This window comes from Cedecea selenatireducens (genome assembly GCF_042138895.1).
GTDB lineage: Bacteria > Pseudomonadota > Gammaproteobacteria > Enterobacterales > Enterobacteriaceae > Cedecea > Cedecea selenatireducens.
Genome location: NZ_JBHIKW010000011.1, coordinates 1 through 24,485 on the forward strand (window position 1 = coordinate 1; position 24,485 = coordinate 24,485).

At 54.8% G+C, this 24,485-nt stretch carries 29 protein-coding genes; 15 read left to right on the forward strand and 14 right to left on the reverse strand.

Going from position 1 to position 24,485, the window contains the following annotated elements:
- Positions 1-290: 290 nt before the first annotated feature.
- Positions 291-1,400 (forward strand): SDR family oxidoreductase, encoded by a 1,110-nt coding sequence (locus ACE38U_RS16935; protein ID WP_038473507.1) that lies wholly within the window; start codon positions 291-293, stop codon positions 1,398-1,400.
- Positions 1,401-1,441: 41 nt separating this feature from the next.
- Here the strand turns inward: ACE38U_RS16935 and ACE38U_RS16940 are convergent, their stop codons facing one another.
- On the reverse strand, positions 1,442-2,296 hold the full coding sequence (locus ACE38U_RS16940; RefSeq protein ID WP_375530181.1) for a Vmh family MBL fold metallo-hydrolase: 855 nt from the start codon (positions 2,294-2,296) through the stop codon (positions 1,442-1,444).
- Between the two features lie 132 nt (positions 2,297-2,428).
- On the opposite strand from ACE38U_RS16940, the gene ACE38U_RS16945 reads away from it, so the two are divergent.
- Both ACE38U_RS16945 and ACE38U_RS16950 read left to right on the forward strand, forming a co-directional pair.
- Positions 2,429-3,307, forward strand: coding sequence for a LysR family transcriptional regulator (locus ACE38U_RS16945; RefSeq protein ID WP_176982377.1), 879 nt, complete (start codon positions 2,429-2,431; stop codon positions 3,305-3,307).
- 94 nt (positions 3,308-3,401) lie between these two features.
- Positions 3,402-3,707 (forward strand): hypothetical protein, encoded by a 306-nt coding sequence (locus ACE38U_RS16950; RefSeq protein WP_038473502.1) that lies wholly within the window; start codon positions 3,402-3,404, stop codon positions 3,705-3,707.
- On the opposite strand, the gene ACE38U_RS16955 is transcribed toward ACE38U_RS16950, so the two are convergent.
- Both ACE38U_RS16955 and ACE38U_RS16960 read right to left on the reverse strand, forming a co-directional pair.
- Entirely contained in the window at positions 3,704-4,054 is a 351-nt protein-coding gene (locus ACE38U_RS16955; protein WP_038473500.1) for a DUF488 domain-containing protein, read from the reverse strand. The genes ACE38U_RS16950 and ACE38U_RS16955 overlap by 4 nt on opposite strands.
- A complete protein-coding gene (locus ACE38U_RS16960; RefSeq protein ID WP_375530182.1) occupies positions 4,051-4,554 on the reverse strand; it encodes a 2-thiouracil desulfurase family protein in 504 nt (167 codons plus the stop codon). Before ACE38U_RS16960 ends, ACE38U_RS16955 begins: the two co-directional genes overlap by 4 nt.
- A gap of 163 nt (positions 4,555-4,717) precedes the next feature.
- On the opposite strand from ACE38U_RS16960, the gene ACE38U_RS16965 reads away from it, so the two are divergent.
- On the forward strand, positions 4,718-5,425 hold the full coding sequence (locus ACE38U_RS16965; RefSeq protein WP_375530183.1) for a CTP synthase C-terminal region-related (seleno)protein: 708 nt from the start codon (positions 4,718-4,720) through the stop codon (positions 5,423-5,425).
- 132 nt (positions 5,426-5,557) lie between these two features.
- Here the strand turns inward: ACE38U_RS16965 and ACE38U_RS16970 are convergent, their stop codons facing one another.
- Positions 5,558-6,298 carry a class I SAM-dependent methyltransferase gene (locus tag ACE38U_RS16970; protein WP_375530184.1) on the reverse strand — a complete coding sequence of 247 codons (741 nt, stop codon included), beginning with the start codon at positions 6,296-6,298 and terminating at the stop codon, positions 5,558-5,560.
- A 23-nt stretch (positions 6,299-6,321) separates the two neighbouring features.
- Positions 6,322-7,524, reverse strand: coding sequence for an MFS transporter (locus ACE38U_RS16975; protein ID WP_038473489.1), 1,203 nt, complete (start codon positions 7,522-7,524; stop codon positions 6,322-6,324).
- Between the two features lie 98 nt (positions 7,525-7,622).
- On the opposite strand from ACE38U_RS16975, the gene ACE38U_RS16980 reads away from it, so the two are divergent.
- Positions 7,623-8,423: an AraC family transcriptional regulator gene (locus ACE38U_RS16980; protein WP_176982380.1), complete on the forward strand. Its 801-nt coding sequence runs from the start codon at positions 7,623-7,625 to the stop codon at positions 8,421-8,423.
- Here the strand turns inward: ACE38U_RS16980 and ACE38U_RS16985 are convergent.
- Positions 8,413-9,948, reverse strand: a complete 1,536-nt coding sequence (locus ACE38U_RS16985; protein ID WP_038473485.1) for a methyl-accepting chemotaxis protein — start codon at positions 9,946-9,948, stop codon at positions 8,413-8,415. The two genes, ACE38U_RS16980 and ACE38U_RS16985, sit on opposite strands and share 11 nt — an antisense overlap.
- Positions 9,949-10,241: 293 nt before the next feature.
- Here ACE38U_RS16985 and ACE38U_RS16990 point away from each other — a divergent pair, with 293 nt between their 5' ends.
- From ACE38U_RS16990 to ACE38U_RS17005, 4 genes are read left to right on the forward strand one after another with little or no spacing between them, the layout of a single operon-like run.
- A complete protein-coding gene (locus tag ACE38U_RS16990) occupies positions 10,242-11,099 on the forward strand; it encodes an ABC transporter substrate-binding protein (RefSeq protein ID WP_375530185.1) in 858 nt (285 codons plus the stop codon).
- Between the two features lies 1 nt (position 11,100).
- Positions 11,101-11,925, forward strand: coding sequence for an amino acid ABC transporter ATP-binding protein (locus ACE38U_RS16995; protein WP_375530186.1), 825 nt, complete (start codon positions 11,101-11,103; stop codon positions 11,923-11,925).
- The gene (locus ACE38U_RS17000; protein WP_176982383.1) at positions 11,922-12,695 is read left to right on the forward strand and encodes an amino acid ABC transporter permease; all 774 of its coding nucleotides are present in this window, start codon (positions 11,922-11,924) and stop codon (positions 12,693-12,695) included. The genes ACE38U_RS16995 and ACE38U_RS17000 overlap by 4 nt, the downstream gene beginning before the upstream one ends.
- Complete coding sequence (locus ACE38U_RS17005) at positions 12,685-13,380, forward strand: amino acid ABC transporter permease (RefSeq protein WP_375530187.1); 696 nt, start codon at positions 12,685-12,687, stop codon at positions 13,378-13,380. Before ACE38U_RS17000 ends, ACE38U_RS17005 begins: the two co-directional genes overlap by 11 nt.
- On the opposite strand, the gene ACE38U_RS17010 is transcribed toward ACE38U_RS17005, so the two are convergent.
- A complete protein-coding gene (locus ACE38U_RS17010) occupies positions 13,361-13,807 on the reverse strand; it encodes a DUF441 domain-containing protein (RefSeq protein ID WP_176982418.1) in 447 nt (148 codons plus the stop codon). The two genes, ACE38U_RS17005 and ACE38U_RS17010, sit on opposite strands and share 20 nt — an antisense overlap.
- A gap of 144 nt (positions 13,808-13,951) precedes the next feature.
- Here ACE38U_RS17010 and yoaI point away from each other — a divergent pair, with 144 nt between their 5' ends.
- Positions 13,952-14,056 (forward strand): small membrane protein YoaI, encoded by a 105-nt coding sequence (yoaI, locus tag ACE38U_RS17015; protein ID WP_304515775.1) that lies wholly within the window; start codon positions 13,952-13,954, stop codon positions 14,054-14,056.
- On the opposite strand, the gene ACE38U_RS17020 is transcribed toward yoaI, so the two are convergent.
- Positions 14,057-14,560: a YbaK/prolyl-tRNA synthetase associated domain-containing protein gene (locus tag ACE38U_RS17020; RefSeq protein ID WP_375530188.1), complete on the reverse strand. Its 504-nt coding sequence runs from the start codon at positions 14,558-14,560 to the stop codon at positions 14,057-14,059.
- A gap of 95 nt (positions 14,561-14,655) precedes the next feature.
- On the opposite strand from ACE38U_RS17020, the gene ACE38U_RS17025 reads away from it, so the two are divergent.
- Positions 14,656-15,453 (forward strand): phosphotransferase, encoded by a 798-nt coding sequence (locus ACE38U_RS17025; protein ID WP_375530189.1) that lies wholly within the window; start codon positions 14,656-14,658, stop codon positions 15,451-15,453.
- 8 nt (positions 15,454-15,461) lie between these two features.
- Here the strand turns inward: ACE38U_RS17025 and ACE38U_RS17030 are convergent, their stop codons facing one another.
- Positions 15,462-15,902 (reverse strand): NUDIX hydrolase, encoded by a 441-nt coding sequence (locus ACE38U_RS17030; RefSeq protein ID WP_375530190.1) that lies wholly within the window; start codon positions 15,900-15,902, stop codon positions 15,462-15,464.
- Positions 15,903-16,006: 104 nt separating this feature from the next.
- Between ACE38U_RS17030 and ACE38U_RS17035 the strand changes: the two genes are divergently transcribed.
- Complete coding sequence (locus ACE38U_RS17035; protein WP_375530191.1) at positions 16,007-16,432, forward strand: GNAT family N-acetyltransferase; 426 nt, start codon at positions 16,007-16,009, stop codon at positions 16,430-16,432.
- 53 nt (positions 16,433-16,485) lie between these two features.
- Here the strand turns inward: ACE38U_RS17035 and ACE38U_RS17040 are convergent, their stop codons facing one another.
- The 3 genes from ACE38U_RS17040 to ycgZ form a co-directional block, all read right to left on the reverse strand.
- Entirely contained in the window at positions 16,486-16,752 is a 267-nt protein-coding gene (locus ACE38U_RS17040; protein WP_370527395.1) for a biofilm development regulator YmgB/AriR family protein, read from the reverse strand.
- A gap of 49 nt (positions 16,753-16,801) precedes the next feature.
- Positions 16,802-17,080, reverse strand: coding sequence for a hypothetical protein (locus ACE38U_RS17045; protein WP_375530192.1), 279 nt, complete (start codon positions 17,078-17,080; stop codon positions 16,802-16,804).
- A 165-nt stretch (positions 17,081-17,245) separates the two neighbouring features.
- On the reverse strand, positions 17,246-17,494 hold the full coding sequence (gene ycgZ, locus ACE38U_RS17050; protein ID WP_375530193.1) for a regulatory protein YcgZ: 249 nt from the start codon (positions 17,492-17,494) through the stop codon (positions 17,246-17,248).
- A 307-nt stretch (positions 17,495-17,801) separates the two neighbouring features.
- Between ycgZ and ACE38U_RS17055 the strand changes: the two genes are divergently transcribed.
- Positions 17,802-18,992, forward strand: coding sequence for a diguanylate phosphodiesterase (locus tag ACE38U_RS17055; protein ID WP_375530194.1), 1,191 nt, complete (start codon positions 17,802-17,804; stop codon positions 18,990-18,992).
- A 130-nt stretch (positions 18,993-19,122) separates the two neighbouring features.
- Positions 19,123-19,851, forward strand: a complete 729-nt coding sequence (locus ACE38U_RS17060) for a MerR family transcriptional regulator (protein ID WP_375530195.1) — start codon at positions 19,123-19,125, stop codon at positions 19,849-19,851.
- Between the two features lie 90 nt (positions 19,852-19,941).
- Here the strand turns inward: ACE38U_RS17060 and ACE38U_RS17065 are convergent, their stop codons facing one another.
- The gene (locus ACE38U_RS17065) at positions 19,942-21,225 is read right to left on the reverse strand and encodes a YeaH/YhbH family protein (protein WP_375530196.1); all 1,284 of its coding nucleotides are present in this window, start codon (positions 21,223-21,225) and stop codon (positions 19,942-19,944) included.
- 71 nt (positions 21,226-21,296) lie between these two features.
- The gene (gene yeaG, locus ACE38U_RS17070; RefSeq protein ID WP_375530197.1) at positions 21,297-23,231 is read right to left on the reverse strand and encodes a protein kinase YeaG; all 1,935 of its coding nucleotides are present in this window, start codon (positions 23,229-23,231) and stop codon (positions 21,297-21,299) included.
- A 423-nt stretch (positions 23,232-23,654) separates the two neighbouring features.
- Between yeaG and ACE38U_RS17075 the strand changes: the two genes are divergently transcribed.
- Positions 23,655-24,401, forward strand: a complete 747-nt coding sequence (locus ACE38U_RS17075) for a MipA/OmpV family protein (protein WP_038473451.1) — start codon at positions 23,655-23,657, stop codon at positions 24,399-24,401.
- Positions 24,402-24,485 lie beyond the last annotated feature (84 nt).

The following is a 24,485-nucleotide window of genomic DNA, read 5'->3' on the forward strand; positions in this document are numbered from 1 at the left end:
TTTTGTGGGCTTTTTATTTCCTTTAAATTAAAAAGAGTTCCGCTATACCCAAAAATAACGGTTTTGTTTATCGTTGATTAAGGTTTTCTTAATATTCCCGACATCAATAAATAGCCAAAATGATTACGTTTGAAATTAATTCCCGATTAATTATTTTGCTTTCAAAACAAGGATGTACAAACCGTTACACGAAAGTGCTGGGCATTATGTATGGGTAATCCGCTTTATTGAGGAAGCGTTTATTCTTACCCTTTTACTATGCTCGTGTTTTCACTCCTGAGGTTATAATAATGAATCATCTTTTGATTACCGGTGCGACAGGTTTCCTGGGCGGCGCGGTATTAGCTCGAGCCCTTTCCGAATCCTCTTTTAGTTCCGTATTGTTATTGGTGCGAGCGAACTCTCCTCAGGAGGGCGTGGCCAGAATCAGAAATAACCTTGCTAATTTTGGCTGTACTGATGCACAGATAGCCCAAATTAATCCGGAAAATATATTGCTGGGTGATTTAGCCGAGCCTGAACATTTTCTCGATGACGAAAGAATCTCCGGCGTTACGCACGTGATTAACTGTGCCGCGGTTGCGTCGTTTGGCGAGAATGCGCTGATCTGGAAGGTAAACGTTGAGGGAACCCTGCAGTTTGCGCGCCGCATGTCTCAGGTCAAAGGCCTGCAGCGTTTCCTGCACGTGGGCACCGCGATGTCCTGCGTGCCGGATGCGGGTACCCTGGTGACGGAAAGCATGTCCAGCAAGCCGGAAGAAGAGCACCTGGTGCAGTACACCTGGTCCAAATCGACCATCGAACGCATGATGTCCGAGCAGTTCCCGCAGCTGCCGCTGGTTATCGCTCGTCCGTCTATCGTGGTGGGCCATAGCGAGCAGGGCTGCCGCCCGTCCAGCAGCATTTTCTGGGTCTTCCGCATGGTGCTGATGCTCGGGAAATTCATGTGCTCGCTCGATGACAAAATCGACGTTATTCCGGTGGATTACTGTGCCGAAGCGCTGCTGCTGCTGGCGAAGAGCGACTCGCTGAAAGAGAAGATCTACCACATCTCTGCCGGGGACGTGAGCAGCATTCGCTTTGCTGATATCGACGAAGCGATGTCCAGCGCGCTGAACCAGACGCCTATCTTCTCCAATTACGAGCAGGTGGATTACAGCGAGCTGGTGAAGAGCCGCCGCAGCTTTAAGTCTATTTACGGGCCGTGCAATGAACGCCTGATGCTGCGTGCGATGCGCCTGTACGGAGAGTTCTCCATGCTGAACGTCCGCTTCTCTAACGAGAAGCTGTTAGATTTAGGCATGTCGCCGCCGCCGCGCTTTGTGGATTACATCAGCCGCTGCGTGGAAACCACCCGGGATTATTCAATTCCGGAGCTGATGAAGGTCGACTTCAAATAACAAAAAAGGGAGCTTAGGCTCCCTTTTTCACGTTTAGCGGATCACCACTTCATTTCGCCGGTATTCACTTTGGCGCTCATTTCCAGAGAGCTTTCATCGGCAAGGCCCGGATACTTTTGCTTCATCTCGGCAATGACCGGGGCACTTTTCCCTTTTTTCAGCGCCAGCTCGAAGTCGGCTAAATAGTCGCCGGTGAAGACCACCGGCGCCGCGCCTGGCTTAACTTCTCCGATGTAGTGCCCTGGGATCACGCGCTGCGGCTTGAGCGCGGCCATTTCATCCAGCACATCGCGCCATTCCTGACGCGCGGCTTTGGTCTGGGAATCGGCCGTCCAGATATGAATCCCTGAACTGACGCCTACGCCGCCGAGGATCGTTTTATTGGCCGGGATCCACAAATATGCCGCGTGTGAAGCCGGCTGGCGCAGCTCAATTTTTTCACCATCTACGGTGAAAGTGGTGTCGTGCGTAACCTGAGGCACGAAGACTTCCTTTGGCGCGCCATCTTTCAGAATCGGGCCCCAGTATTTGATCTTCTCTGCTTTGGTTTTGTTGATATGGTCGACGACCAGCGGCGTGGCCTCAATTTTTACCTGCGGATACGCCTTAACAATCGGCTCCAGGCCGAAGTAATAGTCCGGGTCACCGGCGGTGATGAGAATGCGGGTCAGCTTTTTGCCGCTGTGCTGGATCATCTTCACTAGCTCCTCACCGTCTTTGACGCTGAACTGGGCATCAACGAGCGTGGCTTCCGTCGGGCCGCTAATCAACGTTGAGGTGACCGGGAATACGCCTTTGTCCTGCGGGTTGTAGACGTCGAGCGTCAGTGGGGCAGCAAAGCTGGCGCTGCTGAACAAAAGGGTGGCGGTGGCCGCAGCCAGAGTATGTGTCTTCATCTTTTTCTATCCTGATCAACTGAATGAATAAGCCCGTTTGGGAATGAGAATCAGTGTAAATTGCATTTTGTGAATCGTAATGGCTTTATTAAGGTAAGATGAATTTCATAAATCGAGCAGATGGGCGAAGAAATGGACAGAATCATCGCGGCGAAAGTCTATATACGCATTTGTGAGCTGGGCAGCCTGAGCGCTGCGGCGCGGGCGCTGAATATGTCCCGCCCGATGGTCAGCCGTTACCTGGAGCAAATGGAACACTGGGCCGGAGAGCGCCTGCTGCATCGTTCCTCACGTAAGCTAACGTTAACGCCGACCGGTGAGCGGGTGCTGCAGCAGACCCGGGCGCTCAATGAGGTAGCAGAAAGCATAACCGCTCAGAATCAGCAGGATTTGCCCTCCGGCACCCTACGCGTAGCCTGTTCACAGTTTGGCGCCCGCTATTACATCGTGCCTTTTTTATCCGACTTCCTGCGTGAATACCCGGACCTCCGGGTTGAGCTGCACGTCAGCAGCCAGGCGGTGAACATGATTGAAGAGCGCATCGATCTGGCCATTCGCATCACTAACGATCTCGACCCGAATATTATTGCCCGCCGGTTAGGAGAGTGTGACTCCATGCTCTACGCTTCTCCTGCTTATATCGAGAAGCGGGGGATGCCGCGCTCGCCGGTCGACCTCGAACACCATAACTGCCTGCAGTACAGCTATTTTCTGCGTAACATCTGGCAAATGGTGGATGAGCAGGACGAGCCGCTAAACGTGGAGGTTGGCGGTAACTTTAGCGCCAATGATTCGGTGGTGCTGATGGATGCGGTAGCGGACGGCGTAGGGATTGCCATGCTGCCGGTAGAGGATGCGAAGTCGCGGTTTGAACGCGGGGATCTGGTTAAAGTGCTCGAGGATTATCCCCCCCGGTCGATGGGGATTTACGGCATTTATCGCAGCCGGAGCTATCTTCCCGCCGCGCTGAGGCTTTTTCTGGCGGCGCTGGCGAAAAGGCTCGCGAAATAAATTAAGAAAAATCTCAGTATCTGGCGGCTATACCGTTTACTTTTTGTGCCAGGAATGTTCTGATCTCGCGGCAAAAAAAGTGAGGGGAGCAGAGATGTTTCAATTAAAACCGGGCAGCCTGGCGATGGTCATCGGCGCCCGTACCGCAGCCGGGCGGGTGAATATTGGTAAGGCGGTCGAGCTGTTTGGTCTGTGCCAACCGGGCGAGCGTTTTGTTAACCCGGTGACGGGCGTGGTGACGCAGCTCCCGCTGGAGGCTAACTACCCGCTGTGGCTGGTGACCGGCGAAGTTATCGCCTTTGACGGCCGGCAGGGCTACGCATTTGTGCGCGCCGAGCATTTAATGCCGCTGGATAAAGATTTTTCCCCGCAGGAAGACGAGCTGCACCTCAGCTATTAATCCCGGCAGTGGCGTAAAAAGTCAGCCAGCACCAGCGCATGGTTCTGGTTGGTATTTTTTGAGCCGTATAGCAGCGTCAGGGTGCCGTCATCACCGTGTCGGGCAAGCGTTCTGGCGGCGTCCAGATTCTGTGCAAGCTCTTGCCTGTAGCTCTCGCTGAAGGCGGCGAAATCGATTGTTTCGCCGTGAAAGGCTTTACGCAGCTCATTTGAGGGCGCCAGTGCCTTCGGCCATTCGTCGTAGCGCAGGTCGCTTTTTTTCATCCCGCGCGGCCAAAGCCTGTCAACCAGCACCCGGTAGCCGTCATCCTTATCGGGGGCTTCATAAACTCGTTTACAGCGGATCATACCTGCTCCTTATCGACTTCCTCCAGCCGGCTCAACAGCAGCGGGATCTGATGCTCGGCAAAGACTTCGATACCGTGCTGACGCAACAGCGCTGCCGCTACCCCCTGACCCGGTATCGTTTTGCCTGCAAAGCGGCCATCGTAGATTTTCTGGCTGCCGCAGGTCGGGCTGCCGTCGGTAAGAATAGCAAAGCGACAGTTATTCTCCCTGGCGGTTTGCAGCGCGAGCCAGGCGGCAAGAAGATAAGGTTCGGTGACGTCTTTGCCGTCGCTTTCCAGAATGGCGGCACGGCCGAGAAATGCGGCTTCACCGTCGCCTCCGCTAAGCTCTGCGGGAAGACGCGGCGTTGGAAGCCCGGCCGCGAGTTCAGGGCAGTGGATAACCAGGCGGCCTTCATCCTGCAGGCGGGCGAGGGCCGCGACAGTCTGCGACTTTTCGCTGCCGTTATAGCGGACTTTGAACCCCATCAGGCAGGCGCTAACCAGTATTTTTGCTTTCATTGTTTTTTATCGACGAAGTGAACTCAACACGTTACTACATTGTTTGCCTTGCCGGATAGGGGCTAAGGCCTGCCAATTTTTGCGGTTGTCAGCGCGGAGTAAACAGCCTACTCTATCATTCCTTATGTTGTTCTCTCCCCTCAAACATAAGGCCAACCAAAGCATGTCAGACACACAGCTGAAGTCCACTTTACGTATTGCGCTTATCGGCGATTATAACCCGGCGGTGATTGCTCATCAGGCCATTCCTCAGGCGTTAGATAATGCGGCTGCTACCCTTGGCGTTAGCGCGGATTATGACTGGCTCTCCTCGCTGGAAGTGACCAGCGATGAAGATCTCGTGGGCTACGATGCTATCTGGTGCGTGCCGTCGAGCCCTTATCTGAATGAAGACGCGGCTTATCTTGCGATCCGCTTTGCGCGTGAAAACGGCGTGCCTTTCCTGGGCACCTGCGCCGGGTTCCAGTATGCGGTGGTTGAATATTCACGTAACGTACTGGGGTGGAAAGATGCGGGCCACGCGGAAACCGCCAGCGAAGGGCGCTTAGTGATTGGCCGCCTGAGCTGCTCGCTGGTGGAAGTTTCAGACAAGATCGCGCTGCTGGCCGACTCCATTGTCGGGCGTGCCTATGGTGAGACGGAAATTGAAGAGGGCTACCACTGCAATTACGGTATCGCGGAGCTGTTTGCCACCGCGCTTGCCGATGAGCCGCTGAAGCCGACCGGCTGGGATAAACAGGGCGAGATTCGCGCGGTTGAACTTCAGGGGCACCCGTTCTTTGTGGCCACGCTGTTCCAGCACGAACGCAATGCGCTCAAAGGTAAACCTTCCCCGCTGGTTGAGGCATTCCTCGCTGCTGCTGAGAGATAAAACAGAAAGGCCCCTCACCCCAACCCTCTCCCCAGAGGGGCGAGGGGGAAAACAAGAAGCTGCGGGTTAAGTCAGCGCCGGACATAAAGCGAGGCACGGTTCTGTCTTAAATCAGCACAGCGGGCCTTCTCTTTAACGAGGCTTTGTCGCCCGAAGAATTAAAAAGGCCGGGCGGCGCATCTCTTTTGCCAGCCGGGGATGCTGCGCCAGAGTTTCCTCTGTGGGCTTGGTTTCGAGCATTCGGGTGAGGGCAAACCCGCTGTCGAGCAGGGTATTCACATAGGTTTCCGTGGTGCGGTGATATTTCTGCACGTCCTCCACGAACCAGCTGGTATGCCGCAAACCTTGCTGATGGTAGTGGTTGACCGGCCAGATAACCTCTTCTTGATACGGCTGCCAGCCCACCGGGAAAGCGGTGCACATAGGGTGCTCAACGGAAAAGAGAAACTGCCCGCCGGGTTTTAAGGCGGCAAAGACACTGCTGCTCAGGCGGGCAAAATCTTCGATGTAGTGCAGCGCCAGCGACGAAATAGCCAGATCCGAGGATTCCTCAGCCGCCGTGAACTGCTCCAGCGGCAAGTGGTGGTAGCTAATGTTTTCGTCCTGGGTCGCGGCGCGCGCCTGCGCCAGCATCTTTTCCGAGATATCAAAACCGGTCACGCTTGCCGCGCCGTGCGTGCGCGCGAAGCGGGCAAAGTCGCCAAAGCCGCAGCCAAGGTCGAGGATCTTCAGGCCATCCAGCGCAGGCAGCAGGGAATATAGCTCGGGAATTTCCAGCAGCCCGTTAAGGCCTGAGTCCTGCTCGCGTAGCTGACGGTAATTTTCAAAGAATACCGGGTCATCAAAAATGTTCTGCGGTGCCGATGGTTTCATTCGATCCTCCCTTGTTTATCGCTTCAGGCGGGGGCTTTCTCCGCCACGCCAATCTCTTTCTGGCGACCAGCATAAGCCCCAAAGACGCCCATGACGACCGAAAGTAGCGCGCAGCCCAGCAGCGGGATCGCCCAACTGCCCGTAACATCATGGATTTTACCCATCACCGGCGGGCCGAAGGCGGCAAGAAGATAGCCCACGCACTGCGCCATACCGGACAGCGCCGCCGCCTGATGCGCGGAACCGGTGCGCATACCAATGAACGAGAGCCCCAGGATCATTGCCGCGCCGGAGCCAAAGCCGCCCAGCGACACCCAGAAGATAGAGAAGGCCGGCAGCAGCCACAGGCCGAGGGTGGCCATACACCAAAGCAGTGCCATCAGAGCGGCAATCCCACGCTGGTCTTTCAGGCGACTGAGGATCAGGCCGACAAACAGCCCCGGAATGGCGGTGGCGAGCTGCAAGATCCCGTGTATCGACCCGGCTTCGGCTTCGTTGTAGCCGTGGCTGATCAGAATTGAAGGCAGCCAGCCGATAATCACGTAATACACCAGCGAGTTAATGCCCAGATACAGCGTAACCTGCCAGGCCAGCGGCGAGGACCAGATGCCGCGGCTGTGCAGCGCGGGGTTGCCGGAAAGGTTCATCACGGTACTGCTGCCCAACTGAGGCAGCCAGACAATCAGCGCCAGCAGTGGGAAAACCATCAGCGACAGCATCGCGCCGGACCAGCCAAAACCGTGCAGGGCAATCGGCACCACCATCACGGAACCCAGCGCGGCGGCAACGCCCATCGTCAGCGAATAGGCGCCGGTGAGTTTGGCGACCTGGCCGGGGAAGTCGCGCTTAAGCAGGCTGGGCAGCAGCACGTTGCCCATGGCTATCCCGCAGCCGATGATGGCCGTGCCGATATACAGAAACGCGGCGTGGCCGGCGGAACGCAAAGCGATACCGGCGCAGATGATCAGCAACGCACCAAACAGGCTGCGCTCGGTGCCGAAGCGGCGGGCAATCCCGGCGGCAAGCGGGGAAACAACCGCAAAGGCCAGCAGGGGCAGAGTGGTCAGAATACCAATTTGCGCGGTGGACAGCGAAAGTGCATCTCGCACCATGTCCAGCAGAGGTGCTGCACCGGTAAAGGTTACGCGCAGGGTGGTGGCAATCATCAGAATGCCGAGCAGAAGCAGAATGCGGCTCTTCTTGCTCGCTGAAGTCGTGGAGGTCATATGTCTGTGTCCTGAAAAACGGTAAGGCAAAGATACACGCTTCTGCCTTTTTGCGAATCAAGCTAAAATGACAGATTATCGCTAAATTCGGACATGCTATGGAACGTGACCTGGATCTCGAAGGCTTTGACCCGGACAGCATCGTGACGCCCGCGCTGGCCTTTCGCATTCGCGCCGCGCAAACCTATGACGAAAAGCCCATCCATACCCACCGCAAAGGGCAGCTTATTCTGGCGCTGCACGGCGGCATTACCAGCGAAGTGACCAACTCAATGTGGATGGTGCCGCCGCAGTATGCGGTTTGGGTACCGGGGCAAATGCCGCACAGCAACCGGGTAACGGCGGACGCGCGGCTGTGCTTTTTATTTATTGAGCCGGACGCGGTCAAGATGCCGCAGGAGTGTTGCGCGCTGAAAATTTCCCCGCTGGTGCGGGAGCTTATCCTGCGCCTGTCCAACGTTCCTCACGAAAATCTCGGCTGCGCGGCTATTCAGCGTCTGGTTCAGGTGCTGTTCGATGAACTGCCTCATCAGCCGGTCGAGCAGCTGCAGCTGCCGATTTCTTCGCACCCGAAAATCCGCGCGATGGCGGACAGCATGGCGAAGGATATGAAGGAGAAAAAGACGCTTGCGCAGTGGGCCGGGGACATGGCGATGAGCGAGCGCAACCTCGCGAGGCTGGTGGTGAAAGAGACGGGGCTGAGTTTTTTACGCTGGCGGCAGCAGATGCAGCTTATCGTTGCCCTGCGCCTGTTAATTGGCGGAATGACGGTGCAAAACGTGGCGGAGTCGCTGGGCTATGACTCCACCACGGCGTTTATCACCATGTTTAAAAAGGCGCTCGGCACCACGCCAGGGCGCTATCTGAGCACCCTGGCCGGCGACGATTTTACAGACTAGCCAGCTTAAACTGGGAAACAGCTGTATTCAGTTCGTAGGTTTGTGCCAATAGCGACTCGGCGGCTTCTGAAGCCTGATTCACCATCGCCGCGTTTTGCTGGGTGGTGACATCCATCTGGCTGATGGCGGTGCTTACCTGCTCAATGCCGCTGCTTTGCTCGTCGCTGGCGTGGGTGATTTCGACCATCAGGGCCGCCACGCGCTTCACGTCCTGCACCACGGTATTGATGGTTTTGCCCGCCTCGTTGACTAGCTTACTGCCGCTGGCTACCTGATTCACCGAATCTTCAATCAGGCCTTTGATCTCTTTGGCCGCGCTGGCGCTACGCTGGGCGAGGCTACGAACCTCGCCTGCAACGACTGCAAAACCGCGTCCCTGGTCACCGGCTCTGGCGGCTTCCACCGCCGCGTTCAGCGCCAGGATGTTGGTCTGGAAGGCGATGCTGTCGATGACGCCAATAATGTCGGTTATCTTGTTGGCCGAGCTTGAAATGCCGTCCATGGTTTCTACTACCTGCGCCACAACCGCGCCGCCTTGTTCCGCGCTTCTTGAGGCGGTATTAGCCAGCTGGCTGGCGCTCTGGGCATTTTCGGCGTTCTGCTTAACCGTGGCGGTCATCTCTTCCATTGATGAAGCCGTTTGCTCCAGCGCGCTGGCCTGCTCTTCGGTGCGGGAGGCGAGGTCAATATTGCCGCTGGCGATTTCGCTGGAGCGGCTGGAGATCTGATTGCTGCTCTCGTGAACCAGGTGGATGACCATGGTTAACTGCTGGCACATGGTTTCCATCGCCGCCATCACGCTGGTTCTGTCGCCGTCGCGGACTTTCACTTCGCAGGTGAGATCCCCGCAGGCTACGGCATTGGCAATTTCGGCCACTTCACTCGGTTCTCCGCCGAGGGAACGGAAAATGGTGCGGTGTACCCACCAGCCGACAACCAGCAGCAGTAACACGGCGGTGCCTGAGCCAATCAGCTGCCATTGCGTCGAGTTGGCGCTGCTGTGCTGCGCTTTTTCGACCGCGTTATCGGCATACTCTGCGGAAGCTTTGACAAAGGATTCAATGCCTTTCTGATGGGCGAAGAAGTCTTTATCGGCCGCTTTCAGCTTTTCAAACAGCGGGGTCGGCGCGCCCGAGCGGATAAGCTCGACCAGGTCATTGGCATCTTTAATCATCGCCATACCCGCCTTGTACTGTTCTCCGAGCAGGTTAGCCTGAAGTTCTGGTGGCAGAGTGCTTTTCCAGTAATCGACACGCTGGTGCCATTGCGTGCTCAGGCGTTTGATCTCCGCATCGGCCTGGTCGACGCTGAGCGTGCCTTCTACCACGCGAGAGAGCACCAGGCGCAGCTCAATCAGGTAAACCGGCGCGGGCTTGATGTCAGACATCAAATCCTTTGCCAGCAGGCCGCTTTCGGTACTTTGGGCACTTCGGTGGCTGCCGTAGAGTGAAATGGCGGTGACCAGGGCGGACATCAAAATCGAACAGCAAATTAATAGCAACAAATTGTGAGCCAGTGATTTCATTTTGCCTCTCCTATTATTTGAAAAGCTTATCGGCGAGAGGGAGGGGAACTTTTCCACCGGATCTGAAAACTACCGCCTCAGTCACAAATTTATGCCTGAAACGGGTCATTTTTTATTTTTAAAATAATCACTTAACTTAATTATTTGTTAAATCTATAAGTAAAAGATTTAACCCTGTTTTAACTAATATGTTTTCTGCATATGCAATGCAGGATTAAGCATTGGCGAGGTGACGGCGCTTGTGCGAGCGTAAAGACATAGCTCGCTCACAGACGGGATAACAAGGAAAATCAATGGCACAGGTTAAGGCTTTCACGCACACAGCTTCACACAGTACAACGCAGCGTAAATTAACGCTCTCCGCTTTGGTTCTGGCCCTGTCCGGCCTGGCCTCCGCCGTGGTTCACGCAGACCAGCTGGCGGATATTCAAAAAGCCGGGGTCGTTAAAGTTGCCACTTTTGACGCTAATCCACCTTTTGGCTCCATAGATGCTAAAACGCACGATATCGTGGGCTATGACGTTGATTTCGCGAAAGCGCTGGCAAAATCCCTGGGCGTTAAGCTTGAGCTGGTGGCGACCAACCCGGCGAACCGCATTCCGCTGCTGCAGTCCGGGAAGGTCGATTTAATCGTCGCGGACATCACCATTACGCCGGAACGTGCCCAGGTGGTGGATTTCTCTACCCCGTATTTTGTGACCGGGCAGCAGTTCCTGGTCCCGGCTTCCGGGCCGGATAAGCTTGATGACTACGCGAAAGGACGCGTGGGTGCGGTAAAAGGCACCACCGGAGAACAGGCGCTGGTGCAGCGTTTCCCGTCAATTCGAGTGCTTTCTTATGATGATATTCCGCTGGCCTTTACCGCGCTGCGCAACGGTAACGTCCAGGCTATCACCCAGGACAGCACTATTCTTGCCGGGCTGCTGGCCGAAGCGCCGGATAAGGCGAAGTTTAAAATCCTGCCGGACTTGTTGAGTAAGGAAGAGATTGGCGTTGGCGTGAAAAAAGGGGAGGCTTCCCTTTTGAAAGCGGTTAACGACGAGCTGGTGAAGCTGGAGCAAAACGGCCAGGCGGAGCAAATTTATAACGCCTGGTTTGGCCCTGAGAGCAAAACCCCGCAGCCGCGCAGCTTTAAAATTGTAGCCAAATAATATGTTTAAAAGACCGCCTCATTTGTCCGCAGCTTCGGCTGCGGATTTTTTGCATCTGCAGTCCGCCAGCGTGGAATTTCGCAAAGCGAGCAAAAGCTACGCTGATACTTCCGTCCTGCACGACATCGACCTGACTATCCCGGCCGGGGAAGTGGTGGCGATTTGCGGCCCCTCCGGTTCGGGTAAGTCTACGTTAATAAGGTTAATCAACCAGCTCGAAACCCTCAGCGACGGCGATATTTATATCGACGGGAAACCCACCCGACGGTTAAGCAGCAGCGCACTTCGCCGCCTGCGAAGCCGGATCGGTTTTGTTTTCCAGCAGTTCAACCTTTACGCCCATTTGACGGCCGAGCAAAACATTACGCTGTCGCTTACCCACGTTCACGGCTGGAAGCGTGAGGAAGCACATCAGCAGGCTCTGGCGCTTCTGGCTCGGGTTGGCCTGGCTGAAAAAGCTCAGCATTATCCGGCGCAGCTTTCCGGCGGGCAGCAGCAGCGCGTCGCCATTGCCAGGGCGCTGGCATCTTCACCGCAAATAATCCTGTTTGATGAGCCGACCTCGGCGCTCGACCCGGAGATGATCGGCGAAGTTCTGCAGGTGATGAAGGATCTCGCCCACAGCGGTATTACCATGATTGTGGTGACGCATGAGATGCAGTTCGCGCGTGAAATAGCCGATCGCGTGGTGTTTATTGACGGCGGGGCCATTCTCGAACAGGCCCCGCCGGAGCAGTTTTTCCGCTCGCCGCAGCATCCGCGCGCGCGCCGTTTTCTGCAAAAGGTGCTCGACCCGCTGCATGCCGACGCCAGGGACGAGCCATGAACAGCTATTTTGACTGGGCGGGCGTGCTGACAGGTGCCCCGCGTGCATGGCTTATCTCCGGTTTACTCACAACCGCGTGGGTGACGCTTGCCGGGATAATTATCGCGACGCTGTTTGCCGTGCTGCTGCTGGGGCTGCGGCTTGCCGGTGGCCGGGCGGGGCGTTACATCACCGCAAGCTGGGTCTCAGTTTTTCGCAATACGCCTTTGCTGGTGCAACTGTTGTTCTGGTATTTCGCTGCCTGGAACGCGCTCCCGCAAAGCTGGCGCGGGTTTATTAACGACGATCACAGCTGGTCGCAGCTACCCGGCGGTGTCTGGTGGCTTACGCCGGAGTTTCTTTGTGCGGCGTGGGGGCTGGGGTTGTTCACCTCGGCCTTTTTAGTCGAAGAGATTCGCAGCGGGCTGCAGGCGGTGCCGAAAGGGCAAACCGAAGCGGCGCTTTCTCAGGGCTTTTCCGACTGGCAGCTTTTCCGCAGCGTGTTATTGCCGCAGGGGGTGGTTAACGCCTGGCAGCCGGTGGTCGGGCAGTATCTCAATCTAATGAAGCTCTCCTCGCTGGCAACGGGCATTGGCTTTGCCGAGCTCACCAGTCAGGTTCGCCGGATTGAAAGCTATAACGCGCATGCGCTGGCGGCTTTTGCCGTCGGTACGGTGCTTTATCTGCTGCTAGGTCTGGCGATGAGCGGGCTGTTTACGCTCTTTGCTCCGGGGCGGCGTGGGCAGCGAAAACCTGCGGGGATGAGGCAGGAGGCGCAGCATGATAGCTAACGTGACGGTGATTACGGATAACCTCGACTATTTGCTGTGGGGGAGAATGGCGCAGGGCGAACCGGGCGGGGTGCTGCTAACCCTGATGATGGCCGTGGGCGCCGGTGCCCTGGCGCTTGTACTTGGGTTAGGGCTGGCCTGTGTGGCATGGCGCTACGGCGGCATTGTGCGCCGCGTGCTTTTTATCTGGGCTGACCTGATACGCGGCATTCCGCTGATTTTTGTTATTTTCTGGCTCTATTTTCTGCTGCCCGCCGTGACCGGACGCGACCTGCCGGGGCCGCTGACCGTGACGCTGGCGCTGGCCTGGTTTACCTCGGCGGCGGTGATGTACACCACGCTGGCGGCGCTGAATTCGCTGGCGAAGGGGCAAAATGAAGCAGCGATTGCTGGCGGCTTTTCGCCGTGGCAAACGCTGAGGTTAGTGCTGCTGCCTCAGGCGCTGCGCAACGCTTTGCCGTCGTTTGCCGGGCTGTTTATTTCGCTTATCAAAGACACTTCGCTGGCGTTTATCGTCAACGTCCCGGAGCTGACGACCGTGGCCGGACAGGTCAACAGCCGGGTGCAAATTTACCCGGCGGCCATTTTTATCTTTACCGGCCTGGTGTATTACCTGCTGTGCAGCGCGCTGGCCTGGCGTATTCACCGCTGGCAGCGGCAGGGGGCTACTGCTTACCCACAATAAGGGAAACCAGGCCAGCAGCAATCAGCGGCCCAACGGGGACGCCACGGAACAGGGCGACGCCAATAACGGTGCCGACAAGCAGGCCGCCCACCAGGCCAGGCTGGCTTCCCATCAGCGTAACGCCGCGCCCGCCAAGCCACGAGACGGCAATACCGACGACGATCGCTACCAGCGATTTCCAGTGGGTGAAAGAGTGGATGAGGCTGCTGGCGGGCAGGGTGCCGCTGGCAATGGGAGCCATCACGCCGATGGTCAGAATGATGATCCCGACCGTCAGGCCCTGTTTTTCGATCCACGGAAAGAAGGTGCTAAGTGGGGTCACGCGCACAATTATCAGTACCAGGATTGAAACGGCGACGGTGGTGTTGTGACTGACAAAACCTAATCCAGCGAGGGCCAGAAGTATTAATAGCGTGGGGTCAAAAATCATGATATTTCCTTGCAAAACAAGAGGGAAGTAACTTTTTATTGTTGTTCTTGATCGCCGGCTAGCTGCGTTCATCATTCTGTCATTTATGCGGTCAATAATTAACCTTCATAACGGGCGCGCGATGGCTTGCAGGAGAGACGGATGAGCGATCCAGCATTATTCGATACGATGTGCATTACCGCAGTGTTCCTCGGCATAGCTTCGTTGCTGGTGCTGTCGGTCCTGTATCTCGAACGCCACGGTTAGCTACTCCGGGCGGTGGAAATTTACCAGCTCCGGGCGCGCAATGCGTAAATAATCCTGCGTATTCATCACCACCGACTTTTCCAGCAATCCCGCGTTAAACGCGATTTCCGAAAAACGTTCAAAAATACACGGATCTGCCACCAGCTTGAGCTGAGCATGAAAGCTAAAAGGTGGGATCGCGCCGAAGACACACCTCGTTAACTCATCGACTTCCGCCGGGCTTGCCAGCGAGGCTTTCAGGCCGCCAAGATGCTGCGCCAGCTGGCTCAGATCCGCCTGTTTGTCCGCCGCCAGAATCGCCAGCACGTGCAGCTTTACGCCGTTTCCTTTGACCTTGCAGACCAGCGCCTTTGCGCCCTGACCCAGTTCTGTCCCGCGAATGGCCGAAACCTCTTCACATTTCCCCGCCGCCACGTGGTTTACCACGCGGTAGCGAGCCTGCTGCTGCTCCAGTAACTCAATGAGTTGTTGATGGACGTCTTCGCCTTTTGCATGGGGTGTCATTGCGCTGCCTCTTGTCGCTTTTCTAAGTGTCCGTTTTGAATTTTTATCGTATCGCGATAATAGTTATCTGACATGCAAAAAAATCAGAGAATAAAATGGCGAATAACTTACTGACGCAGATGGGAAGCGCCAGCGTGCGCGAATGTTGTTTTCAGGATGAACTCGCCATTGAAAAGCAAAACGCCTCTGATGTTGAGCTCGTTTTTTATCAGCATCATGCTCCGGCACTGAGGGCGCAAGGGTTGGGTATTCCTGAAGTGTATATCCTCTGTCGACAGGAGCGACGGCTCGTTATCGAGTTCATTCCGCAGCACTTAACGCTGGAAGCACTACTTGCAGCAAGCGAACTTTGTGAAAAGCTGGCGATAATTCATCACAGCCCCCCGAAACCTTCTGCGGCATTCAGGCAGCATTCCTGGAGTGACGAGCAAACCGACCTGGCGCTTACCATGCTTCAGTTGCCAACAGATCAAGAAGCCGTATTGCTGAACTTCCAGACGTGCAGCGATGAGCTGTTTGAGCCGCAGCAACGTGTGTCGGGTGATACAAATGCGGGGAACTGGGGGCGTCGTGCAAAGGGGGAATTGGTCTTGTTTGACTGGGAGCGTTTTGGCTCCGGCAGCCCGGCAATAGACCTTGCACCGTTGATTAAAGGCATGGGCGATCCCGCCAGCATCAACCAGATGGTGGAGCGCTATCGACAAGCCGCACCTCAGTGGTCAGTACCTGTTCTGGTACGGCATGTCGTTGTGGCAAAAGCCTGGTTGATTACGGAGGTGCTGAGTATTTTGCACCATCGTCATCCGCAGTTATTACCCAAATATCTCAGCTGGTATCGAGCAACATTGCCAGGCTGGTTACCGATGGCGCAGCATCTGTGGGCACACCCTTAGGGATAGCGTCACCAGCCGTATTCGGAATAAATCTCGCCGTTGATAATAGCGCTGATGGCCTGCTTAACATAGGGCACGGTATTTTCCGGCAGCTGCCTGATATTGACCCATAGCAACTCAGAATGCTTATCTGGTTCGGCGACGTAAGGCTGCCCCAGCCAGTCTGAACAGAGAAAGAAGTGGCCCATCCACGAGCGATCTTCGGTTTTAACGTGCATCGAATGGCCGAGCTTTAACTGTTCGGTCTTGATAGTAACGCCCGTTTCCTCCTTTGCCTCTCTTGCCGCGGCGCTGAGCAGCGTTTCCCCACTCTCAAGCCCGCCCGCAGGCAGGCTATAGAAGCCATCCATCCAGCCGGTGTTCGCCCTGCGAATTATGCAAATTTCATCGTTGCGGCGCAGCACAACAAATACCGCGACGGAAAGCTGATAGCGTTCTCTTCTCATCATCTTTGCCCCTTGTTTTTTTGGTCTGTAAATATATACAGTGTTAGCGGCCGGGCTCAACGCAAAAATTGGTAGGGTGGCAAAGGGGAGAATCAGTGGAGAACGCAATGTCGGGTTTCAAACTAGAGATTTCTGATTACATCAGCGAGGAGCATTCGCTGCCGATCGAAGCGGGGCTTAGCGAGTTTAATGCCGCCATGAGCGGGCTAAACGATCGCCAGCCGCTGGCGGTTGTGGTGCGTAGTCCCGAGAGTGGGAAAGTCGTGGGTGGAATGCTGGGGCGTTCTTCATTGGGCGTGCTGTTTATCGATCTTTTTTACCTGCCGCCGGCGCTAAGAGCCCACGGGCTGGGAAGCGAGATCCTGAGGGTGTTTGAAGCGGAAGGGCGCAAGCGCGGCTGCGTGGCGGCCTTTTTATATACCATCAGTTTTCAGGCGCCGGATTTCTACCGGAAGCATGGTTGGGAAGAGTTTGGCAAAATCGACTGTTTGCCCGAAGGCACCAGCAGGTATTTTATGAAGAAGGCGCTTTAGGTTAACAATAATAAAGGCCGGTCAATGCCGGCCTCTTATGCGTTGTACGCTTTTTAAATATCGTCCATGGTGTGGCCGACAACAATTTCCAGCGCGTTGCGGTAGACATCGCACATTACCACATCGTCGGTGGTCTCCAGGGCGTCAACCAGCCAGAGAATAATGGCTTTGTTGGAGACGGATTTATTGGCAGACAGAATGGCCGTGATTGCCTGAGAAATGGCCGCGTTCTCTTCGGCATGCCTGTCTCCGGAGCTTCTGATGTAGTCGGATAATGCCTGGCTGGCATGCCCGGTATGTATTTCAGAGGTATTGGAAATTAGCTGTGTCATAGTCACTCACCGTTTTTCAGTTATTGGCCATGGGCCGCTAGTGGACGTTTTTTGCGTTACGCTGGTTAGTCTCTACCGCTTTTGTACGCGCTTCTTTTTCTGTCTTTCCCGCTGAGGCCTGGGAAATATTGCCCTCGATTTCACCGATAATTTTCTGCAGCACTCTACGCCGCCGTAAGTCCTGTTCTGTTATGAGCATCGCTTCTAATCTGGCCACTAAGGCGCGGGTGTTTATTGCGCTGTTGCCGTTGAGCAGCGATAGCGCTGCTTCACCGATAATCTCATCCGTTAATTGTTCATCGTCGCTTCTCTGCATGTCGTTACTCCTGATTTCCCCGCCAGTGTTTGAACAAGTGCTGGCATGAAGTCATTAGCCGGAGCCTGAGAATGAGGAAGGATTCAGCATTTACAACTCTGTGGCTTCACTCCCGAGAGGGAGCGCAGGCCGTTAATCTTCTGGCACTCCGGTTCGGCTATCACGTTAGCGGGCAAAAAGCATGCCCAGCAGCGCCTGATAATGTTTTTCCTCTTCTGGCTCGGAAACCCTGTCCAGACGAGAGAGCAATTTTGTACAGATCGCCTTTCGATTCAGGTTGCGGCCATCGCTAAGAATTTCGAGTACGATTTGCCCCATAGTTTCCTGCTGGGAGAGCGGTGTAGCGCCGCTGAAGTAGCGGGCAATATCGTTTTCTGCGGTGTTCTGGCCGGACGTAAAAGTGTTCTGTCGCATAAATCGCTCCTGTAAGTTCACACTTTGCAAGATGTTAACTAAGTTATGCAATTGCTATAAAAACTGTACATAAAGGTGTATTACTTCGCTTGCTATTTTTTGATTAAAAATGCTAATTGTTATTTATCAATAAGTTATATTTGTATGTTTTCAACTCGCTGATGCAGCAAGTTGTACATACGCATTCCGATGAAACGACGTCGAAAACGTCGGATGTTGTTCAGTTGTTTAGGTTTTGTTGAGTTTGTGGCGACGTCAGAGCGTCGATCTGTTAAGTTATGGCCTTAAACTTCCGCAGGGAACGACCATGCTCACCACTGTCATCTATCGCAGCCACATTCATACCGGCACTCCTTTTGAGGATTTGCAGGCAATGGTTTGCGCGGCAAACGCGAAAAATATTGCAGCGGATGTGACGGGAATACTGCTTTTCAACGGCACGCATTTCTTTCAGCTGCTGGAAGGCCCGGAAGAAGGCGTGCAGAAGATATATCGCGCTATCTGTAAAGACGACCGCCATTACAACATTGTTGAGCTGCTTTGTGATAACGCGCCGGCCCGCCGCTTCGGGCGGGTGGGAATGGAGCTTTTTGATTTAAGAGAGCACGATAAAAACGATGTATTACAGGTTGTGCTTGAGAAGGGCACCAGCCGTTATCAGCTGGCTTACGATGACCGCGCTTTAAGTTTTTTCCGTACTTTTATCGAGTCGACGGAAAAAGAGAACTATTTTGAAATCCCTCCGCGTGGTTCATGGGAATTTATCATCGATGCGCCGGCTCATCAGGCATCCGGCAAGCATGTTCCACGTGGACATATAACCTTTCAGCCTATTGTTGACCCGATGGCCTGTTCTGTCGCGGCTATCGAGGCGTTAGCAGCGGATCCTGTTTCAGCTGAAGTGCCGGATGGCGATGTTTACCAACTCGATCTGCTGCACGCGAAGGCGGCTTTTGCCGCCGCTCAGGCCGCTAACATTGGCCGGCAAACGCTATGCATCAATCTGCTGCCAATGACGCTGGTGATGATTCCTGGCGCCGTAGAACAACTGCTGGCGGATATTGAGACAAACAGACTTGTCCCAGAGCAGGTGGTGATTGAATTCACCGAAAGCGAGATCATTCCTCATATGGCGGCGTTTACCGACGCCATCAGGCAGCTTAAATCGGCAGGTATTAAGCTGGCGATTGACGATTTTGGCGCAGGGTTTGCGGGCCTGCAGCTGCTGGCGCAGTTTCAGCCTGAGAGACTCAAGATTAACCGTGAGCTGATTCGGGACATCCATAAAAGCGGGCCACGACAGGCCATTATTCTGGCGATCATCAGGTGCTGCGCCTCGCTTGAAATTGCGGTCTCAGCCACCGGTATTGAACAACCGGAAGAGTGGATGTGGCTGGAGGCGGCGGGTATCTCGCACTTCCAGGGCAACCTGTTCGCCAAACCCTGTGTGGGAGGCTCTTTTAGCATTGCCTGGCCAGAACGTAAGGCCGAACTGTAACTTCTGTGCTGGTGACCTCCCCAAAAGCTTTTAGGTTTCACTTGTACAACCCGGAAAAAAATTGTACACATTGAACAGATTGACTAGTGTTTTAATGGAAGCGTGAGATCTGTGTACGGGGAGGGACACTATGGCCTATTACACTATCGGTGATGTAGCAGAGCGATGTGGCATCAACCCGGTCACCCTGCGGGCATGGCAGCGCCGCTACGGTTTACTGAAACCTCAGCGCAGCGAGGGCGGCCATCGGCAGTTTGATGATGCGGACGTTCAGCGCATTGAAGAAATTAAGTACTGGATGAGCAAAGGCGTTTCCGTGGGCAAAGTAAAAGCCCTGCTGGAGCGTAGCCACGTGCCGGAAGAGCAGCTGTGGGTGACGTTGCAGGAAGAAATGATGCTTCTGCTCAGGAAGGTTAACCCTGCCAAGCTGCGCGAGAAAATTGTGGCCCTGAGCCGGGAACACAGCGCCGACCTGCTTATCGACAATCTCTTGTTACCCGTGAGAAACAAACTCGCTCAGGATGAATCTACGGCTTCGTTGATGCGTAGCTTGCTAGATGGCGTACTGATCCGCCACTGCGCTCAATGTCTGGCAGAAGCGCAGAGCCAAAGTGGGGAAGAGATCCTGCTTATTGGCTGGCAAACGGACGATCGAACAGCCTTGTGGCTGGAGGCGTGGCGTCTATCCCGCCGGGACAAGAATGTTAACGTGCTTGCCGAGCCGGTTGAAACGTTACGCCCGGAGCTTTTCCCCGGTCAGCATATTTTTTTATGGACGGGAACAGCGCTGTCGGAAGCGCAGCAAGAACAGCTTGCTCACTGGAAGCATTGGGGATACGACATTGAGCTTCATCGATAAGAGGGCGCAAGCCTGATTCACATTACTCTTTTGCTTTCTTTGCAATCGAGAAGAGAAAAAGCCGGTGAAGCACCGGCTTTTGATTTTACGTTACCCGTGGGTATCGCTGGTCTGCTTCTGAAACAGTTCCCGGAACACCGGATAAATATCATCCTGATCCCGAATGTGCTGTATCGCGAAGTTATCGAAGGTGGCCTGCAGGTTTTCGTATTCACGCCACAGGGTCTGGTGCGCCCTGCGGGTGATTTCGATGTAGCTGTAGTAGCGCACTACCGGCAGCAGTTTTTTCGCCAGAATGTCGTGGCACAGCGGGGAGTCGTCTGCCCAGTTGTCACCGTCCGAGGCCTGTGCGGCATAAATATTCCATTGCGCCGGATCGTAGCGTTCCTGCACCACCTCATCCATTAATTTCAGGGCGCTGGAGACAATAGTGCCGCCGGTTTCCTGCGAGTAGAAGAACTCGTGTTCGTCCACTTCTTTGGCCTGGGTGTGGTGACGAATATAAACCACTTCCACGTTTTTATAGGTCCGGCTCAGGAACAGATAGAGCAGAATATAAAAACGTTTTGCCATGTCTTTGGTGGCCTGGTCCATTGAACCGGAGACGTCCATCAGGCAGAACATCACCGCCTGGCTGGAAGGTTCCGGGCGCTTTTCGTAGTTCTTGTAGCGTAAATCGAAGGTGTCGATAAACGGCACGCGGGCGATTTTTTCCCGCAGCTCCGCTATCTCTTTGCGCAGGCGCTCCTCTTCCAGCAGCTGCGCGGGTTCGCTGCGGCTCACGGCCTCGAGGCTCTCTTCAAGTTCGTGCAGCAGGCGACGTTTACCGGCGCTCATTGCCGTGCGGCGCGCCAGCGAGTTTTGCAGCGAGCGAACAACGCTGATATTGGCCGGAACGCCGTTAGAGGTAAAACCCGCGCGGTGGGATTTAAACTCGGTTATCTGCCGGTGCTGGTTACGCTTCAGGTTAGGTAGCGCCAGATCCTCGAACAGTAAATCGAGGTATTCGTCTTTGGATATCTGGAACACGAACTCATCCTGGCCTTCGCCGTCCTGGCTCGCCTGACCCTGGCCGCTTCCGCCGCCACCGCCGCCGCCCTGAGGACGTTCGATGCGATCGTTTTGCACGAAGTGGTCGTTGCCGGGATGGACGCGGTGACGCAGGCCGCCGCGGCCCTGATGAAACATCGGCTCGTTGATATCCTCATTTGGGATGGAAACGGACTCGCCGCTGTCCACGTCGGTGACCGAACGCTTGTTAATGGCCCCGGATATCGACTGTTTTATTTGCGCCTTATAACGACGCAAGAAGCGCTGGCGGTTCACCGCGCTCTTGTTTTTGCCGTTAAGCCGCCTGTCTATGAAGTAGGCCATAGTTCCCCCAACTGCTTATGCCAGGTGCGCAAACGGGCCACGCCGCCCGGCGTGACCCGCAGGAAACTCCCTTAAGAAGACTTACGAACCCGCAGATACCATTCACACAGCAGGCGAACCTGCTTGCGGGTGTAGCCTTTCTCCATCATCCGATCGACAAAATCATCGTGTTTCTTCTGCTCGTCGGTGGAGGTTTTGGCGTTGAACGAGATAACGGGCAGCAGCTCTTCGGTGTTCGAGAACATTTTCTTCTCGATAACCGTGCGCAGCTTCTCGTAGCTGGTCCAGTTTGGGTTACGACCGTTATTATGGGCGCGGGCACGCAGCACGAAGTTGACGATTTCGTTACGGAAATCTTTCGGGTTACTGATGCCTGCCGGTTTTTCAATTTTCTCCAGTTCCGCGTTCAGGGATTCACGGTCAAACAGCTGGCCGGTGTCCGGATCGCGGTATTCCTGATCCTGAATCCAGAAGTCAGCGTAGGTGACATAACGGTCGAAAATGTTCTGCCCATATTCTGAATAAGATTCAAGGTAGGCCGTCTGGATCTCTTTCCCGATAAATTCCGCGTATTTAGGGATCAGGTAACCTTTCAGGTATTCCAGATATTTCTCTGACTGTTCCTGCGGGAACTGCTCGCGCTCGATTTGCTGTTCCAGCACGTAGAACAGGTGAACCGGGTTCGCAGCCACTTCAGCATGGTCAAAGTTGAACACGCGAGAAAGGATTTTAAAGGCGAAGCGCGTTGAGAGCCCGTTCATGCCTTCATCAACCCCGGCGTAGTCCCGGTACTCCTGGTAGGACTTGGCTTTCGGGTCGGTGTCTTTCAGGCTTTCACCATCATAGACGCGCATTTTTGAGTAGATGCTGGAGTTTTCCGGCTCTTTCAGGCGCGACAGGATAGAGAAGCGAGAAAGCGTTTCCAGGGTGCCGGGGGCACATGGCGCATGGGACAGTTCGCTGTGGTTAAGCAGCTTCTCGTAGATTTTCATCTCTTCCGAGATGCGCAGGCAGTAAGGCACCTTGACGATGTAAACGCGGTCAAGGAAGGCCTCGTTGTTTTTGTTATTGCGGAAGGTGACCCACTCGGATTCGTTTGAGTGCGCAAGGATAATGCCGTTAAACGGCAGGGCAGAGATGCCCTCGGTGCCGTTGTAGTTTCCTTCCTGAGTCGCGGTCAGCAGCGGGTGCAGCACCTTGATTGGCGCTTTAAACATCTCAACGAATTCCATGATGCCCTGGTTCGCGCGGCACAGTGCACCGGAATAGCCGTAAGCATCCGGGTCGTTTTGCGCGTGGTGTTCCAGTTTGCGGATGTCCACTTTACCGACCAGCGCGGAGATATCCTGGTTGTTCTCGTCACCCGGTTCGGTTTTCGCTATCGCGATTTGCGCCAGAATAGACGGCCAGACTTTCACCACGCGGAATTTGGTGATGTCGCCGCCAAACTCGTGCAGGCGTTTCGCCGCCCACGGCGACATGATCATGCCGAGATAGCGGTCAGGAATGCCATACTCTTTTTCCAGAATATTGGCGTCTTCCTGCGGGTTAAACAGGCACAGCGGATGATCGTTGACCGGGCTACGCTCGCCGTTGGCGCTCAGCGCATAAATAGGCACGCGCTGCATTAATGCTTTCAGGCGTTCTGCCAGCGACGATTTACCGCCGCCTACCGGGCCCAGCAGATAGAGGATTTGTTTCTTCTCTTCCAACCCTTGAGCAGCGTGTTTCAGGTAAGCCACGATCTGCTCGATAGCTTCTTCCATGCCATAAAACTCTTCAAACGCCGGGTAGCGTGCCACCACACGGTTTGAAAAGAGACGGGACAGCCGGGGCTCTGTGGCAGTGTCAACCATCACTGGTTCACCAATGGCCGTCAATAGCCGTTCTGCCGCATTCGCGTAGGCACTGCGATCTTGTTTACAGATAGCAAGAAATTCCTGCAGTGTGAACTCTTCGTCCTTGGCAGCTTCATAACGCTGGCGATAGTGATCGAATATATTCATGGCATGCCGTCCTTTCGTTTTTAGCACAGGTTAAAGAGCCGTTGGTATGTGTAGTGGGGGCTCCCCGGAAGACGTCTGCTAAATAAACAGCAACCCTTGTGCCAGGTTGATACCCGGCGCCAATGCTGCCGTACAGCGGTTCATCTTCCTAAAATAAAGCGTAGATGGCATTTGCAAAACTTGCATACGGCCAGAACTCAATTTCAATGACATATCAATAACTCATCCTAAAAATTTCGCTTTTGAGATAAGCGGCAGAGTTCGCTTTCACATGGCTGACATAAAGATGAAAATCCGTCGTCATCTGGCGGCGGGATGCTAATGAGTTGGCTGAAGGTTGTGATTAAGTAAATTATTTGGGATGAGAGCCAAGGGCGGTTACACTTCTTGCGCTGATTATTTGATTAAAGGACTGAAAGGATTGTGACCAAATTCAAACTTCTCGCATTAGGCGTACTGCTTGCCTCCTCCGTTACTGCCGTACACGCGGAGGGCCCATGGTCTATTGGGGCCGGTGCGTTGGTCTCGCCAAACCCTTATAAAGGCGACCAGAACCGCGTTTATCCGGCTCCTCTGCTTGGCTATGAAGGTGACAATTTCTACTTCCGCGGCTTCAACGCCGGTTACTACCTGTGGAATGACGAAGCCGACAAGCTCTCCGTGACCGCCTATTACTCGCCGCTGCATTTCAGGCCGAAAGACAGCAACTACGACAGTATGCGCGCGCTGGATTACCGCCATTCTACCGTGATGGCTGGTCTTTCCTGGGTGCATAACACGGAATATGGTTTCCTGCGTACCGTGCTGGCCGGGGATATCCTCGACAACAGCAACGGCATTACCTGGGACACCGCCTGGCTGTACCGCTACAACGCCGATAGCCTGACGCTGACGCCGGGCGTGGGTGTTGTCTGGGACAGCAAGAAACAGAACGACTATTACTACGGCGTAAGCGGCAAGGAAGCAAACCGCAGCGGCCTGAACGAGTACGACGCGGGCAACAGCTGGTCGCCATACGTTGAGCTGTCCGTTAACTACAAGCTGAACGCAGACTGGAACGTATTCGGTATGGGTCGCTATATGCGCCTGTCGAAAGAAGTGACCGACAGCCCAATGGTCGACAGCAACTGGACCGGCGTGCTGCTGACGGGTGTGAACTACAGCTTCTGATTGGTGCAACACACGCACTAAAAAGGGGCGCTGGCGCCCCTTTTGCTTATCTGTGGTGCAGTGACTTATCGTTTTGCACCTGGC